The 16,239-nt window shown below is 35.0% G+C and carries 16 protein-coding genes; 5 read left to right on the top strand and 11 right to left on the bottom strand.

Annotated elements, in window-relative coordinates:
- Positions 1–17: 17 nt before the first annotated feature.
- The 7 genes from JC605_RS18095 to JC605_RS18125 form a co-directional block, all read right to left on the bottom strand.
- Entirely contained in the window at positions 18–1,037 is a 1,020-nt protein-coding gene (locus JC605_RS18095) for a 2-hydroxyacid dehydrogenase (RefSeq protein ID WP_198857543.1), read from the bottom strand.
- 13 nt (positions 1,038–1,050) lie between these two features.
- Positions 1,051–1,305, bottom strand: a complete 255-nt coding sequence (locus tag JC605_RS18100; RefSeq protein ID WP_095928740.1) for a DUF6755 family protein — start codon at positions 1,303–1,305, stop codon at positions 1,051–1,053.
- Between the two features lie 18 nt (positions 1,306–1,323).
- Positions 1,324–1,833, bottom strand: coding sequence for a ubiquinol-cytochrome c reductase iron-sulfur subunit (locus tag JC605_RS18105; RefSeq protein WP_198857544.1), 510 nt, complete (start codon positions 1,831–1,833; stop codon positions 1,324–1,326).
- Between the two features lie 11 nt (positions 1,834–1,844).
- The gene (locus JC605_RS18110; protein WP_198857545.1) at positions 1,845–2,414 is read right to left on the bottom strand and encodes a 4Fe-4S dicluster domain-containing protein; all 570 of its coding nucleotides are present in this window, start codon (positions 2,412–2,414) and stop codon (positions 1,845–1,847) included.
- A 19-nt stretch (positions 2,415–2,433) separates the two neighbouring features.
- On the bottom strand, positions 2,434–4,650 hold the full coding sequence (locus JC605_RS18115) for a molybdopterin oxidoreductase family protein (RefSeq protein ID WP_198857546.1): 2,217 nt from the start codon (positions 4,648–4,650) through the stop codon (positions 2,434–2,436).
- An 84-nt stretch (positions 4,651–4,734) separates the two neighbouring features.
- Positions 4,735–5,784, bottom strand: coding sequence for an MFS transporter (locus JC605_RS18120; protein WP_095928737.1), 1,050 nt, complete (start codon positions 5,782–5,784; stop codon positions 4,735–4,737).
- A gap of 6 nt (positions 5,785–5,790) precedes the next feature.
- Positions 5,791–7,260, bottom strand: coding sequence for a nitrate/nitrite transporter (locus JC605_RS18125; protein ID WP_198857547.1), 1,470 nt, complete (start codon positions 7,258–7,260; stop codon positions 5,791–5,793).
- A gap of 324 nt (positions 7,261–7,584) precedes the next feature.
- Here JC605_RS18125 and JC605_RS18130 point away from each other — a divergent pair, with 324 nt between their 5' ends.
- Together JC605_RS18130 and JC605_RS23770 are read left to right on the top strand one after the other, a co-directional pair.
- A complete protein-coding gene (locus JC605_RS18130; RefSeq protein ID WP_198857548.1) occupies positions 7,585–8,001 on the top strand; it encodes a hypothetical protein in 417 nt (138 codons plus the stop codon).
- A 155-nt stretch (positions 8,002–8,156) separates the two neighbouring features.
- Positions 8,157–8,888, top strand: coding sequence for a DUF4890 domain-containing protein (locus JC605_RS23770; protein WP_233074160.1), 732 nt, complete (start codon positions 8,157–8,159; stop codon positions 8,886–8,888).
- Positions 8,889–8,933: 45 nt separating this feature from the next.
- On the opposite strand, the gene hemL is transcribed toward JC605_RS23770, so the two are convergent.
- The 4 genes from hemL to JC605_RS18155 form a co-directional block, all read right to left on the bottom strand.
- Positions 8,934–10,220, bottom strand: coding sequence for a glutamate-1-semialdehyde 2,1-aminomutase (gene hemL, locus JC605_RS18140; protein WP_198857549.1), 1,287 nt, complete (start codon positions 10,218–10,220; stop codon positions 8,934–8,936).
- A 91-nt stretch (positions 10,221–10,311) separates the two neighbouring features.
- Complete coding sequence (locus JC605_RS18145; RefSeq protein WP_198857550.1) at positions 10,312–11,211, bottom strand: glucosaminidase domain-containing protein; 900 nt, start codon at positions 11,209–11,211, stop codon at positions 10,312–10,314.
- Positions 11,204–12,112 carry a 1-aminocyclopropane-1-carboxylate deaminase/D-cysteine desulfhydrase gene (locus tag JC605_RS18150; RefSeq protein WP_198857551.1) on the bottom strand — a complete coding sequence of 303 codons (909 nt, stop codon included), beginning with the start codon at positions 12,110–12,112 and terminating at the stop codon, positions 11,204–11,206. Before JC605_RS18150 ends, JC605_RS18145 begins: the two co-directional genes overlap by 8 nt.
- Positions 12,113–12,183: 71 nt before the next feature.
- Complete coding sequence (locus JC605_RS18155) at positions 12,184–12,525, bottom strand: hypothetical protein (RefSeq protein ID WP_198857552.1); 342 nt, start codon at positions 12,523–12,525, stop codon at positions 12,184–12,186.
- Between the two features lie 114 nt (positions 12,526–12,639).
- On the opposite strand from JC605_RS18155, the gene JC605_RS18160 reads away from it, so the two are divergent.
- From JC605_RS18160 to JC605_RS18170, 3 genes are all read left to right on the top strand, one after another.
- Complete coding sequence (locus tag JC605_RS18160; RefSeq protein ID WP_095928730.1) at positions 12,640–12,819, top strand: DUF5522 domain-containing protein; 180 nt, start codon at positions 12,640–12,642, stop codon at positions 12,817–12,819.
- An 11-nt stretch (positions 12,820–12,830) separates the two neighbouring features.
- On the top strand, positions 12,831–13,805 hold the full coding sequence (locus tag JC605_RS18165; protein WP_198857553.1) for a D-glycerate dehydrogenase: 975 nt from the start codon (positions 12,831–12,833) through the stop codon (positions 13,803–13,805).
- Positions 13,806–14,257: 452 nt separating this feature from the next.
- Positions 14,258–16,234, top strand: coding sequence for a urocanate hydratase (locus tag JC605_RS18170; protein WP_198857554.1), 1,977 nt, complete (start codon positions 14,258–14,260; stop codon positions 16,232–16,234).
- Positions 16,235–16,239: the final 5 nt, after the last annotated feature.

The following is a 16,239-nucleotide window of genomic DNA, read 5'->3' on the forward strand; positions in this document are numbered from 1 at the left end:
TTTAAATTCATAATAATTTAAACCAACAACGCGGCTTTATTTTCAATATCGTTTTGCGCTAACAATGATTTTATATTATTGAAAGTCACCAAAGCAATCTGTGTCAAAGCTTCATTGGTAAAAAATGCCTGATGCGCCGTTACCAAAACATTTGGAAAACTCATTAAACGCTGAATCGCATCATCTTGAATAATGTCTGCAGAAAGATCTCTGAAGAATAATTTTTCTTCTTGTTCGTAAACGTCAATTCCTAAATAACCTATTTTTCCTTCTTTTAAACCTTCAATAACCGACGAAGTTTCTATTAAACCGCCACGGCTTGTGTTTATAATCATGACACTTTCTTTCATAAAAGAAATAGAGGTGGTATTAATAACATGTTTCGTTTGATCGTTCAGCGGACAATGAAGCGAGATAATATCACTCGATTTAAAAATTTCTTCTAAACCAACAAAAGAAACCCCGTCTTTTTTCATTTCGTCACTTTCAACAATATCATACGCCAAGACTTTGCAGCCAAAACCTAGTGCAATTTTAGAAAATGCTTTTCCTATATTTCCAGTTCCAATAATTCCGATTGTTTTCCCGAATAAATCGAAACCTAATAATCCGTTTAAAGAAAAGTTCTGTTCGCGAACTCTATTATAAGCTTTGTGCGTTTTTCTGTTTAAAGTTAAAATCATAGCCATAGCATGTTCTGCAACCGCCTGAGGAGAATATGCGGGAACTCGGCAAACTTTTATATTATATTTTTTTGCAACTTCTAAATCGACATTGTTAAATCCAGCGCAGCGTAAAGCAATTATTTTTACTTTTTTTTCAGCTAATTGTTTAATGACCGTTTCGTTTACAATGTCATTTACAAAAACACAAACAATCTCGCATTCTTCAATTAAAGCGACAGTCTGAGGATTTAATTGGGTTTCAAAAAAATCCAATCGAAAACCAAAATCTTCATTGTATTTATTGAAAAACGTTTTATCGTAAGGCTGAGTCGAGAAAAAAGCTATTTTATTTGCAACAAGATTTGAGCTCATAATATTAAATTATTTATGTTTTGTTATTTCGAAAATTCCCTTTTGGCAGATAATACAACCATCCAAAACCAATTAAAAATAAAATAAGCGAACCTATAAATGCCGGAATTAAAATTTCTTTATTGTTGTCTAATGCATTGTTTAAAGCAGCATACAATAACCAAATCTGGATACTTACATTTAAGATTAAAACAAATATTAAAGTAGACAAAATAACATTCAACTTATTTGGATTTGCCTGATTTTGGCTTTTTCTAAATGTACTCATAATATATTTCTTAAACAATTAACTCGCTTTGTTTTCAAAAGCTTTTACAAAAATCTTTTCTCCTTTTAAAACCACTTCCAACTGAGGCAAAGCTCTTGGCGGAGGTCCCGCGATAACATCTCCAGTTAAAGCGTCAAAAGAACCTTCGTGGCACGGACAATGAATAATTCCTGTTCCAGGTTTGTAATAAACGGCACAAGAAAGATGCGTACATTTTTGTTCGTAAGCTCGAAACATTCCACTTTCTAAATGCACCAAAATATACGGAATGGTACTACCTTCAATCACAAAACCTCTTGTCCCGCCCAACGGAATATCTTTTATTTCGCACACAAAATGTTCTCCAACAACTTCTTCGCCAGGCAATAAATACGCTTTTGCTGCAACCAAACCACTTCCTACCATTAAACCTCCTGAAACCAGCGTAAGGAATTTAGCAAAATCACGTCGGCTTACTTGTGTCGATTCTTGCTTTTTATATGGAAAATCTTTCTTCCAGTTTTCACTTAAATTATCTTCTTTAGACATGGATTTTAGATTTAAAATATTCGTAATTCGCTGCTTCCTTTTGGCATCATGATATTCACTTTTGTGTTTACACGCTCTTTCCCGAAAACAAAGGAATTTACCGGAGTGCTGTTTGGACGCATTTCTTCGATTTGTTCACGAGTCCCATAAAACAAGGCGCCACTCGGGCAAACTGTTGCACACATTGGCTTTTTGCCAACACTGGTTCTGTCGTAGCACATTGTACATTTCATCATCAAATCGTATTCTTCCATTTTCTTTGGAACTCCAAACGGACAAGCCATTACGCAATTAGAGCAACCAATGCAGCGTTCTGTATTTGCGGTATGAACTACTCCAAATTCATCCTGCGAAATAGCATCAGCCGGACAGACATTGGCACAAACAGGATCTTCGCAATGCATGCAAACCTGAACCGTGGTCTGAATGGTAACTTCACGTTCTACATAATTAACGTGAATCATAGATTCTTGGCCATTTGTTTCACATTCTGCACAAGCCATTTCACAGGCTTTACAGCCTATGCATCTTTGTAAGTCTACAAAAAACTCTTCGTTTTTATTATAATTGGTTAAATTCATAATTGTTGCTTTTTATAGATTAAACACTTGCATAAGCATTTGATTTGTCTGATGAATTTTCTATTTCTCCCAAAGGTTCCAGCTTACAGGCACAAACTTTAAATTCTGGAATTTTAGAAATCGGATCTAATGTACCAGGCGTTAACTGGTTGGCCGATTTTTTCCCCGGCCAGTGATACGGAATAAAAACGGTATCTTTCCTGATGGTTTCTACAATATTAGCAGGGAAAATTCCTTCTCCTCTTCGGGTTGAAACTTTTACTAATTCCCTTTGCTGAATATTATATTTCTGAGCCATTTCAGGATGAATCTCTAGCAAAGGTTCTGGAAATTGATCTACTAGTTTTCCAATTCTTCTAGTTTGCGTGCCGCTTAAATATTGAGAAACGACACGGCCAGTTGTTAATGTTATTGGATATTCTTCATCTGTAACCTCACCGGGCAGTTTATAAGGAGCCGGATTAAAATGCGCTTTTCCGTCTGGTGTGGCAAATTTTTTATCTTCCCATAATCTTGGCGTTCCAGGATGATCTTCTGTCGGACATGGCCAAAAAACGCCCATATTGTCTTCTACTTTTTTATAGGTGATTCCATTGTAGTCGGCAGTTCCTCCTTTTGATGCAACTCTAAGTTCATTAAAAATAGCTTCACTGTCAGCGTAGGTAAATCTTTCTTCTTCGCCTAATCTCTTTGCTAATTCTAATAATATTGAAGTGTCTGTTCTCGCATCGCCTGGAGGCGTAACCGCTTGTCTGATTCTAATTACACGTCCTTCAGCTGAGGTTGTTGTTCCCTCCTCTTCTTCCTGCAATGAACCTGCTAAAACAATATCGGCATGACGGGCAGTTTCATTTAAAAAGAAATCTATTGCCACATAAAACTCTAATTTTTCAAGAGCAGAACGCACATAATTATTATTCGGCAACGAAACTAACGGATTAAAGCAAATCGAAATCAATCCCTTTATTTCACCGCTATGAATGGCTTCTATAATTTCATAAGCTGTAATGCCTTTATGAGGCATATCTTCTTCTTTTATTTTCCAGACATCGGCAATGTATTTTCGATGTTCCATATTTTCGATATCACGATTTCCAGGCAATTGATCACATTTATGACCGTGCTCTCTTCCGCCTTGACCGTTTCCTTGTCCGGTAATGGTTCCGTAACCGCAATAGGGTCTCCCAATTCTTCCTGTTGCCAAAACCAAATTGATGCATCCTAATACATTATCAACACCTTTTGAGTGATGTTCGATTCCTCTTGCGTGCAGTAAAAAGCTTGTTTTTGCTTTTCCCCATAACTCGGCTGCTTCTTTAATTTTTTCTTTAGAAATTCCTGTAATTTCTTCTGCCCATTCTAACGTATAATCTTTTACAGCATCAATTGTGTCTTGAAATCCTGATGTATAATTATCAATAAAATCATGATCTAACATATCGTGATCTACGAGATATTTCAGCATTGCTCCGTACAAAGCAGAATCAGTTCCTGGTCGCACATCCAAATGAACATCAGCAGTTCTTGCCAATGGAATAACTCGTGGGTCGACCACAATTAATTTAGCACCGCGATCTCGGGCTTTCCAAATCCAATGGGTTAAAGTTGGAAACGTCTCACTAATATTCGCTCCCGCAACAATAATAACTTCAGCATATTCTAAATCCGAATAATTGTTCGAAGCACGATCTAAACCAAATGCTTTTTTATTTCCAGCACCAGCACTTACCATACAAAGGCGACCGTTATAATCTAAATTTCTAGTTTTTAAAGCTACTCGGGCAAACTTTCCGACCAAATAACTTTTTTCATTGGTCAACGAAACTCCTGAAAGCATAGAAAAAGCATGTTTACCGTATTTCTCCTGAATTCTTTTGATTTCAGAAACGGTTTTATCCATTGCTTCATCCCAAGTAGTTTGTTCAAAACCTTTGCCCTCTACTCTTTTTATCGGATGCAATAAACGATCTGGATGATTGTTCTGCATATAACGTTGCACTCCTTTTGGACACAAACGACCTTCGTTGAACGGAAATTCCATCCAAGGTTCAAAACCAACCACTTTATTGTCTTTTACAGATAATTGAATTCCGCATTGCATGCCGCAGAAACAGCAATGTGTTTTGACCATTTTATCTGGTTCATCACGTCCTGCATACCCTTCTTTTGGTGTATAATTCAGATGTGGACCAAATGCTTCAATTATTTTTTCAGTTGATACAGGTAGTTTTGCCATGCTTTTTTTGTTATTTTTTGGTTTCATGTTTCATGTTTCACGTTCTGCAACGAAACTTGAAACCTTAAACTTGAAACTATAATTTTATCCAAATAAATTTCCGCCTTCGATTCTTGCTTTTAAATGCGCTTTCGCCAAACGATCTCGTTTTCCTTCGGGACTTAAATCCAAGTGTGAATTTCCTTCATCATCACTAAAGTCAAAACCTAATTGTTTAGTTACAATTTTTAAATCATCGATATGAAGCTGGGTTGTAAAAGGTTTTCCTGTTTCTTTACAAATTGCCATTCCTTTTTTCATTCCTTCTTTTTTGTAAATGTGCGCACCAATCTGCGCAGGGCGCTGAATGATATGGAAAAACTTTCCAAATGGAATCCATATTAAAAACATAATAACTGTTACAGCATGAACTACTGCGAGAAAGTCATAAGCAAATCCTTTCATAAATTGATAAGAATAAGTCAGACACAAACCCGTAACAGAAATGGCAATTAATAAAAGAAGTGGCAGTAAATCGCCTTCAAAAGTCTGTGTGGCAATTAATCCCGGATTGGTTAAACGTCTCCTTAAATAATAAAGAGAACCGAAAATAACCAAATAAGAAGACCAGTTTAAGGCATGGAAAGTCAAAAATGCCATGATCGAATCCAATCTGAAATCCATTACTTTAAAACCAAAAAAATGAGCTTCGTAAACTGAAATAGAATTTGGTGCCAAAGTAAAATGAATCCATCCAAATGTCAACGGAAAAGTAATTGCAAAAGCAGAAAAACAGCCAATTGCAATACAGAAATGAGCTAACCATCTGTATTTCCCTCTTGGATAAATGAATTTCTGAAAAGCGATATTTTGAACTGATTCTTTTCCTAAAAACCACAAATGCGAAAATACTTTTCCCGTAAATAGAAAATGAATTCCGCGCTTGAAATACATCCAAGTTGGCGGTCGTTGCAGCCAAACCGTGTAGCGATACACAACTCCGAAAAATGCAAACAGAGTTCCGAACAGATAGGTAACTAAGGCCGCATCAAAATTTTGAAGTTTTCTTGACCCATAGAAAACCAATACGACCATAAAAACCGACGCTGCCGTTGCAATTAATAAAGCTTTGGTATTAAATGTTTTTTCTTTCATGACAGATTATTTTCGATCAATATCTTTAGCCATTTCAGGCAATCTTTCTTTTGTCATTTTTACAATTACACGGTGCATCCAAATCAGACAGGTTAATGATAATGCCAGAATAAAAAGCCAAGAGCTCGTCCAAAATCCGGTAAATGATAATAAATACCCGAAAATAATTGGTCCGAAGAATCCGCCTAAACCGCCTAAGAGTCCGACCATTCCGCCAATTACACCTACTTCATTGGGGAAATAATCTGGTATATGTTTGTAAACAGCTGCAGAACCAATTCCCCACGAAATTCCTATGAGAATAACCAAAACTAAATACACCCACATATTGGCTTCAAAATGAATTTGAGTAATTCCTTCTGCCAATAAATCTTTTTTCTGAATTTTTTGATTTTCTGCTACCACAACTTCCTGCCATGTTTTTTTGGATGGAAAAAACTTAGAATGCGGCTGACTTTCATCTTTCTGACTTATAGCATATTCTTTACCATCGACCACTATTTTATCTGGCGAAACCGCTGTAACAGTTCCTGCTTTACTCGCTAAAAGACCGCTTCCTGAAGTCGTTATATCCATTTTTGGAAACAATAATAAAAAGCTTAATATGACCGAAGAACTCAAAACCCAGTACATTACTTTTCTGGCTCCGAATTTATCCGACAAAAAACCTCCAAAAGCACGTACAACACCCGCAGGTAAACTAAAACAAGAAGTAAAGATTCCGCCTAAAACTAAAGTTGTGTGATAGACATTCATAAAATTTGGCAGAAGCCATTGCGAGAAAGTAACAAACGATCCAAACACCAAGAAATAATAAGTCCCGAAGCGCCAAACACGTACTCTCTTTAAGGGTTGCAATAATTGTTTTACCGTTTTAGATTGTGCTTCGCTTTTTTTATTTTTAGCGAAAATCAGAAACACAATTCCCATCAATAACAAGGCAGAACCATAAAGTACAGGAAGCCATTTCCATCCATTTTCGGGATCGTTTTCTGAAAATGTACTCAAAAGTGAAGGTGCTAAAAATGGCGTAATTGAAGCACCGGCTGTTCCCATTCCGAAAATTCCTAAGGCTCTTCCCTGCCATTCTTTAGGATACCATACAGAGGTTGAAGCTACACCAACAGCAAAACTGGTTCCTACCATTCCGAATAAAAAACTTAAAATGGCAAAGACAGTAAAAGAAGTCGCAAATGGTAAAAGAAATAACGGAATTGAAGCCAGAATCAATAAAGCAGAATGTACAATCTTGCCACCAAACTTATCGGTTAAAATTCCCATTGGCAATCTCATAATTGATCCCGTAAGAACAGGAATTCCTAAAAGCCATCCTATTTGTACGACGCTCCAATTAAAAATTTCTTTATCAACTAAAAAAGTAACCAATACTCCATTGAGTGTCCAGCATGCAAAACAGATTGCAAATGCCAAAGTATTTAAAAAAAGGATGCGGTGGGCTTGGGAAAGATCTGCCATAGAATAAAGTATTAAATTATGTTTTTGGAAATCTATTACTGAAATATGGGAATCATGAAAACTGCTTTTTCAGAAAACACCTGAAAAGCAATACTTTACTAAAGTTAAAAAAAATATTCAAAGCAAGACACTTACAATCAAACATTTAGCGTTATTATAATCTTATTTAAATTCATTCTTATAGTTAAGTCTATTTTTTACTACTTATCAGCTGAAAACTCTGTTTTTCAATTTGTTAAATAAAATATAATTTTTCAAACTTAGATTAAACCTGTTTTATTCAAAAAAGTCTAATTTCTTATAAACAATTAAAAAACTTAAAACATGAAAAAATTAATTATCGCTGCTATGTTATTTGTTGGAATAGCAAGTTTTGCACAAGAAAAGAAAGAAAGATTAACACCTGAACAGCGCAATGAAAAACAATTGCAAAAATTAACAACAGAACTAAATCTGGATGCCAGTCAACAAGCTCAAGTAAAACAACTTTTAGCAGACAGAAGCGCAAAAGCTGAAAAACTAAGAGATGCGCGTCAAGAACAAAAAGAAAGTGGCACTAAACCCACTGCTGCAGAAAGAGAAGCTTTTAAAAAAGAAATGATGGCTGAGAGAGACGCAAACGATGCTAAAATGAAATCGATTTTAAATGCTGACCAATACACAAAATGGAAAACCATTCAGGAAGAAAACAAAGACAAAGCAAGAGAAAAAATGAAAGAATATAAAAAGGATAAAAACTAAATAAAAGAGGCTTAATTGCCTCTTTTTTATTTCTCAATATTCTTTAAACTTTCCTTAATAGTTTCTGTTAAATAAAAGATAAACCTCAAAATGCCATTAAACTTAATAATTCTGATGAAGTCTAATTGCTATAAACCTTTTTTAAAAAACGAATTATGAAAAAATTATTTATTGCAGCTTTATTATTTGTTGGAATAGTAAGTTTTGCACAAGACATCAATCAGAAGCCGACACGCGATCAACGAGAAAAATTAACTCCAGAACAGCGTAACGAAAAATATTTGCAAAAATTGACTTCTGATTTAAATTTAGATAATAAACAGCAAGAGCAGGTAAAACAGCTTATCGCAGAAAGAAGTGCTAAAGCCGAAAAGTTTAAACAATCTCGAAAAGACACTAAAACACCTCCTACAGCTGAAGAAAAAGCAGCTTTCAAAAAACAAATGGATGCAGACAAAGCAGCTAATGATGCTAAAATGAAATCGATTTTAAATGCGGATCAGTACACAAAATGGACAGCTCTAAAAAAAGAGCATAAAGGTCATCATAGAGGAAAAGATCATAAATCGCCACAAGAACGCGATCAAGCTCATTTGCAAAAGCTGACAACTGATTTGAACTTAAATGCGGATCAGCAAAAACAAGTCGGTGAACTTTTATCCGATAGAAGCACAAAAATGGAAATGCTTAAAAAAAGCAGAAAAGATTCTGGTGTTGAGCCAACTGAAGCTGACAAGAAAGCTATGAAAAAACAGATGGAAACAGATCATAAAGCTTATGATGCCAAAATGAAATCTATTCTGACAGCTGACCAATATAAAAAATGGACTGCAATTCAGAAAGAGCATAAAGATAAAATGAAAGAATATAGAAAAGACAAAAAATAATCTTGGTTCTAAAAAAGAAAAGGAGGCTTAAAGCCTCCTTTTTTATTAAAATGATTTTGATACTTTATCAATCGCATTGATTGTAAAATCTAAATCTTCATAAGTCAATGCATCTGTAATAAACCACGTTTCGTATGCAGATGGCGCAATGTAAACACCTTCTCTCAATAATCCGTGGAAGAATTTTTTGAATGTTTCGTTATCTCCTTTTGCTGCAGTTTGGAAATCTGTAACTGGATTTGCATCAAAATGAACCGAAATCATAGAACCTACTCTATTAATCGTAAATACAACATTGTTAGCTTTTAAAACTCTGTCGATTCCAGCTTCTAAATAAGCTGTTTTTTCTTCTAATCGTGTAAAAATTTCTCTATCTGAATCAAGAGCTTTTAACATTGCTAATCCCGCTGCCATAGCTAAAGGATTTCCAGACAATGTTCCTGCTTGGTAAACTGGTCCAAGAGGCGCTAAATAATTCATAATTTCTTCACGTGCAGCAAAAGCTCCAACTGGCAATCCTCCACCGATAACTTTTCCGAAAGTTACAATATCAGCATCAATTCCATATAATTCCTGAACTCCTCCACGAGCCAAACGGAAACCAGTCATTACCTCATCAAAAATCAATAAGATTCCGTTTGCTGTACATAAGTCTCTTAAACCTTGCAAGAAACCTTTTGCTGGCGGAATACATCCCATATTTCCAGCAACTGCTTCAATAATAATTGCTGCAATTTCTCCTTTATTTGCTTCAACCAATGTTTTTACATTTTCTAAATCATTGTATTTGGCCAATAAAGTATCTTTTGCTGTTCCTTCTGTAACACCTGGACTATTTGGAGATCCAAAAGTTACGGCTCCACTTCCCGCTTGAATCAAAAATGAATCTGAATGTCCGTGGTAGCAACCTGCAAATTTGATGATTTTATCTCTTTTTGTAAATCCGCGAGCTAGACGAATTGCGCTCATACAAGCTTCTGTACCCGAATTTACAAAACGTATTTTATCAATATTTGGAACCATAGAAACTGCCAAAGCTGCAATTTCTGTTTCCAATTCTGTTGGCATTCCGAATGAAGTTCCTAGTTTTGCTTTTTCAATAACAGCATCAACAACTGGCTGATAAGCATGACCTAAAACCATTGGTCCCCAAGAGTTGATGTAATCTATTAATTTGTTTCCGTCTTCATCATATAAATATGCGCCTTTAGCACTTTTTACAAAAATCGGAGTTCCGCCAACTGCTTTAAACGCTCTTACTGGTGAATTTACTCCTCCCGGAATTACTTTTTCTGCTTCAGCAAAAAGCTGACTACTTCTTTTATATAACATTTTTTATTTTAGATTTTAGAATTCAGATTTTAGATTGTAAACTGAAAACTTATTTTGGATTTTAAAATTAAATCAAAACGCGACTGAAAACTTACTTAACCTTCAACCTCTGCCCGATCGAAATCGCATTATCGGTTAGATTATTCTTCTTTTTTAAATCTTCAACTAACAAATTGAATTTCTTCGAAATAGAATATAGCGTATCTCCTTTTTGAACTTCATATAAATTCGGATCGTATTGATTCATATTGATCTTTGGATCAGAAGCTACATCATAAGATGATTTTTTTGGTGGAGCCGAAGTATTAATCGGAATATAGTTTCTTCCTGTAACCTGACAATCATATTGATGCAGATTGTAACGTTCAATATAACTGATTAACTTATCTGGATATTTTGGATCTGTTGCATAACCTGCTGCTCTCAACCCTTTTGCCCAAGATTTATAATCGTCTTTTTCGTAAGTGAATAAGGTAGCATATCGTTTTTTTCCAACCAAAAATAAAGCGTGATCTCTATATGATTCTGATGCTTGAGGATATTTTCTAAAACATTCCTGAGCCGAGTCATCGTCGTGGCGAACACTTTCTCCCAACCAATCATTATGGCACTTTATTCCAAAATGATTATTAGCATCTACAGCTAAATCTCCTCTACCTGCACCAGATTCTAAAATTCCCTGCGCCAAAATAATACTCGCAGGAATTCCATAAGTTTTCATGTTTCCCATTGCAATATCTTTGTACTGCAAGACATAGTTATTAATTAAATCACTGGTAACAACTGTTTTAGATGTAGATTGAATAACCTCAGTTGTATTATTTGTAGAAGGGTAATTTTTACCGATTGGTTTAACAGGAGTACTTCTTTTTGTCGCCGCCGTTCGAGATTGAACTGCTGCCGCTTTTTTAGTCGTCGCGATGGCAGGCTTACTAGAAGAGCAGCTTGCTAAAGCTAATATTATGAGAAGTAATACAATTTTTTTAATCATTGGTTTTGAGTATTGGTAATTTCTTCTGCTTCAACTTTATATTCATTCCGTCAATTCCCTGCAATCCGCCTGTGTGAATGAGTAAAATTTTTGAATGCGCAGGAAAATAATTTTTGTTTATTAAATCTATAACGCCAAAAACCATCTTTCCTGTATAAATTGGATCTAAGGGCACTTTTGTTTTTTCAAAAAAAGCATTAATAAATTCAATTAATTCTAAATTTATCTTGCCATAACCTCCAAAATGATAGTCAGAAATTAAATTCCAGTTATCTTTATTTGCAAAAATACGAATTTCATCGGTTAAAAAGTCACCTTTTAACGCTGGAAAGCCCAAAATTTTCTGATTTTGCAGCGAACTATTAATTAATCCCGAAATCGTACCGCCTGTTCCAATAGCACAGCAAACGTAATTAAAAACCGAATCTTCATCTGTTAAAATCTCTTCACAACCTTTTACTGCAAGTTCATTTGTACCGCCTTCTGGAACGAGATAAAAATCACCAAACTTGTCTTTCAGCTTTTGTATAAAAGATTCTTCGTTTTTTAAACGATAATCTTCTCTTGAAACAAATTCAAACTGCATTCCATTTTCTTGAGCAAATTTCAAGGTTGGATTTTCTTCAATTTTATCCCAAAGTTCATCTCCGCGAATGATTCCGATAGTTTTAAATCCTTGTTCTTTTCCCGCATAAGCCACAGCCGCAATATGGTTCGAAAAAGCTCCTCCAAAAGTGAGTAAAGTGCCCTTATTTTCGGCTTTCGCCTGAAGCAAATTGTATTTTAATTTTCGGAATTTATTTCCTGAAACAAACGGATGAATTAAATCTTCTCGTTTAATTGTCAACGAAATATCATTCGGAAACTGAATATTTATATTTTGATTGAAAACTCGATTCATTATTTAAAGTTGAAAGTCAAAAGTCGAAAGTCAAAAGTGACAATTCATACCTGTTTTTTTTAAGTTTAAAGCTATCGCTTATTACTTTTTATGTAATCTAGAAACTGGAAAAAAGATCTATTTTTCAAATAGTTCAAATCGGCTTCTTTTTTATAAGCTTCTCTTTCAAAACTGATATTTCGATACGCTAAAGCTCCATTTTTATATTGAATCAGACGAATTAGATATTCTAAAAAATACCATACAAAAAACGGAATTATTAAAAGTTCTAACTGCTGCCTTAAATGTATTTTTTCATGATTAACAAAAACTCCATTTGCTTTATCAAAATCATATTTTACCAAAACAAACGGAAATACAGCCATTCCTCGATAACCTTTCGGAATTAAATATTTAGCAACAATCAGAAACATTGGCTGTAAAATTTATAAATTTGTAGCTATAAAATTGTTCGATTTCAATAAAATCATAATCAAATATTTATATTTTTGATTTTAATTATTCGAAAAAGAACACGAAGCAGATTTATGAAAGAGCAAAGTAATGAAAATAAATTAATCGAAGGCGAAGATTTTTATTATACGCCCGAAGGTTACAAATGCTTTACTGAAAAACATCATTTAAAACGTGGTTATTGCTGCAAAAGCGGTTGTCGCCACTGTCCTTACGGATATGATAAAAAAACAGGAAGAATAAATAAAAATTAGAATACCACAAGATGAAGGTTTTTATAAATAAAAATATACCCGAAGCTGGCATTAAATTGCTTCAAGATAAAGGCATTAGCTTTACAATAAATCCAACAGAGAATCTATTGTCAAGAGAAGAGTTTATAAAAATCTGCCAAGAACATGACGCACTTTTGAATGTTGGAACAAATAAATTAGATGAAGATTTTTTTCAGCGATGTCCGAATTTAAAAGGAATCGCTTTATTTTCTGTCGGATTTGATTCTGTCAATATTCCATCAGCTAACAGCAGAAAAATTCCTGTTGGAAATACGCCAGATGTTTTAAGCCGAGCTACATCTGATGTCGCTTTTTTACTGATGCAGAGTGTTGCCAGAAAATCATTTTTTAATCATAAAAGAATTCTGGGTAATGATTGGGGAAGTTTTGATCCGTTAGCCAATTTAGGTCAAGAACTTTACGGCAAAACTTTAGGGGTTTTCGGTTTGGGAAGAATTGGTATTGAAATGGCAAAAAAATGCAAAGCCGCATTCGGAATGAAGATCATTTATCACAATCGTTCTCATAATGAAGCTGCCGAAAAAGAATTGGATGCAAAATATGTAGATTTTGAAACCTTACTTGCTAAAAGTGATGTTTTAAGTGTTCACTCTAATTACAGTGAAGAAAACAATGAACTTTTCAATAAAAATGCTTTTGCGAAAATGAAATCGAGTGCAATTTTTATCAACACAGCAAGAGGAAAATTTCAAAATGAAAATGATTTATATGATGCTTTAACGAACAATATAATTTGGGGCGCCGGATTGGATGTGACAAATCCAGAACCAATGAAATCTGATAATCCGTTATTATCGCTTGCAAATTGTTGTGTTTTACCACACATTGGTTCTGCGACATACGAAGCCAGAAACGGAATGGCAGTTTGCGCAGCGCAAAATGTAATTGCCGTTGTTGAGGGTAAAAAAATGCCGTTTTGTGTTAATGAGGAAGTGTATTTTTAAATTCCAATTTTAAAATTACAAATTCCAATCTGAAATCTGAAATCAACAATCTAAAATTTAAATATGGATATTCGTTCAAGAAAATTTAGGATTACGATACACAAATCGTATCATAGGTCGGATATCCGTTATCCCTAGTTTTTTAATTAGAAAATGTGGTAAAGTGGATAATTAGATATTTTGCCTGAACGAATATTTCGCTCCGCTGGAGCTTTTGTATTGGGTAATTATTATTTTCTATAAATATTTCGCCTTACCAAGGCTTTTCTTGATTTATTTAAATTTCATAATACTCCAGAGGAGCGAAATATTTATAGAAATCATTAATAGTTTGTCACATTTAAGCTCCAGAGGAGCGACATAATTAAAAAAACAAAAAATTAATCTGCTGTTAATCTAAGCACAATATCTTAGCATCTTAGATCCTCAGTACCTTAGCATCTCTAAAAAAAATGACTTTCAAAGAACAAATACAACAAGGAATTCCGTCTGTCTTACCTTCAAAAAAAGAGTACGATCCAGCAATTAATCATGCTCCGAAAAGAAAAGAAATTCTTTCGGCAGAAGAGAAAAAACTGGCGCTTAAAAATGCCTTGCGTTATTTTGATCCAAAACATCACGCCGAATTAATTCCTGAATTTTCAGAAGAATTAGAAAAATACGGGCGTATTTATATGTATCGCCTTCGTCCAGATTACAGAATGTACGCAAGACCGATTGAAGAATATCCTGGAAAATCATTACAAGCAAAAGCAATTATGCACATGATTCAGAACAATCTGGATTATGCTGTGGCGCAACATCCTCATGAATTAATTACATATGGCGGAAACGGTGCTGTTTTCCAAAACTGGGCACAATATTTATTGACGATGCAATATTTGTCTGAAATGACAGATGAGCAGACTTTAACAATGTATTCTGGTCACCCAATGGGATTATTCCCTTCGCATAAAGAAGCGCCAAGAGTTGTGGTTACAAACGGAATGGTAATCCCGAATTATTCGAAACCTGACGATTGGGAAAAAATGAATGCTTTAGGAGTTTCGCAATACGGGCAAATGACAGCAGGAAGTTATATGTATATTGGCCCGCAAGGAATTGTACACGGAACTACGATTACGGTTTTGAACGGTTTCAGAAAAATAAAACAAGATCCAGAAGGAAGTTTGTTTGTAACTTCTGGTCTTGGCGGAATGTCAGGCGCACAACCAAAAGCTGGAAATATTGCCGGTTGTATTACCGTTTGTGCTGAGGTAAATCCGAAAATTACTAAAATTCGTCATGAACAAGGTTGGATTAATGAAGTAGTAACTTCTACAGACGAATTGGTTGCCAGAGTAGCTTTGGCGAAAGCCAATAAAGAAACCGTTTCTATTGCTTATTTAGGAAATGTAGTTGATGTCTGGGAACGTTTCGATCAGGAAAATATCAAAATTGATTTAGGTTCAGATCAGACTTCACTTCATAATCCATGGGCTGGAGGTTATTATCCAGTTGGAATTTCATTTGAAGAAGCAAATGATTTGATGGCAAATAATCCAGAATTATTCAAAGAAAAAGTTCAGGAAACGTTACGTCGTCATGCAGATGCAATCAACAAACACACTGCAAAAGGAACTTACTTTTTCGATTACGGAAATGCCTTTTTACTAGAAGCTTCTCGTGCAGGAGCCGATGTAATGGCCGAAAATAATATCGATTTTAAATATCCTAGCTACGTTCAGGATATCATGGGACCAATGTGTTTCGATTACGGATTTGGTCCTTTCCGTTGGGTTTGTACTTCTGGAAAACCAGAAGATTTATTAAAAACAGATGCGATTGCCTGCGAAGTTTTAGAAAAAATGGCAGAAACAGCTCCAAATGAAATTCAGCAGCAAATGCAGGATAATATCAAATGGATTAAAGGCGCGCAAGAAAACAAATTGGTTGTAGGTTCTCAAGCTCGAATTTTATATGCCGATGCTGAAGGAAGAATCAAAATTGCAGAAGCATTCAATCAAGCAATTGCAAAAGGCGAAATTGGCGCAGTCGTTTTAGGACGTGATCACCACGACGTTTCTGGAACTGATTCGCCATATAGAGAAACGTCAAATATCTACGATGGATCCCGTTTTACTGCCGATATGGCCATTCATAATGTGATTGGAGACAGCTTTAGAGGAGCAACTTGGGTTTCTATTCATAACGGCGGCGGAGTTGGCTGGGGAGAGGTTATAAATGGCGGATTTGGTATGGTTCTTGATGGTTCTACAGAGGCTTCAAAGCGTTTAGCTTCAATGCTTTTCTGGGATGTTAACAACGGAATTTCAAGAAGAAGCTGGGCTCGAAATGAAGGAGCTGTTTTTGCTATAAAAAGAGCAATGGAAGTCGAGCCATTATTGAAAGTAACTTTACCTAATCTAGTCGATGAAAGTTTGCTTTAATTAAA

The organism is Flavobacterium sp. IB48, assembly GCF_016405855.1.
In the GTDB taxonomy this organism is placed as follows: domain Bacteria; phylum Bacteroidota; class Bacteroidia; order Flavobacteriales; family Flavobacteriaceae; genus Flavobacterium; species Flavobacterium ginsengisoli.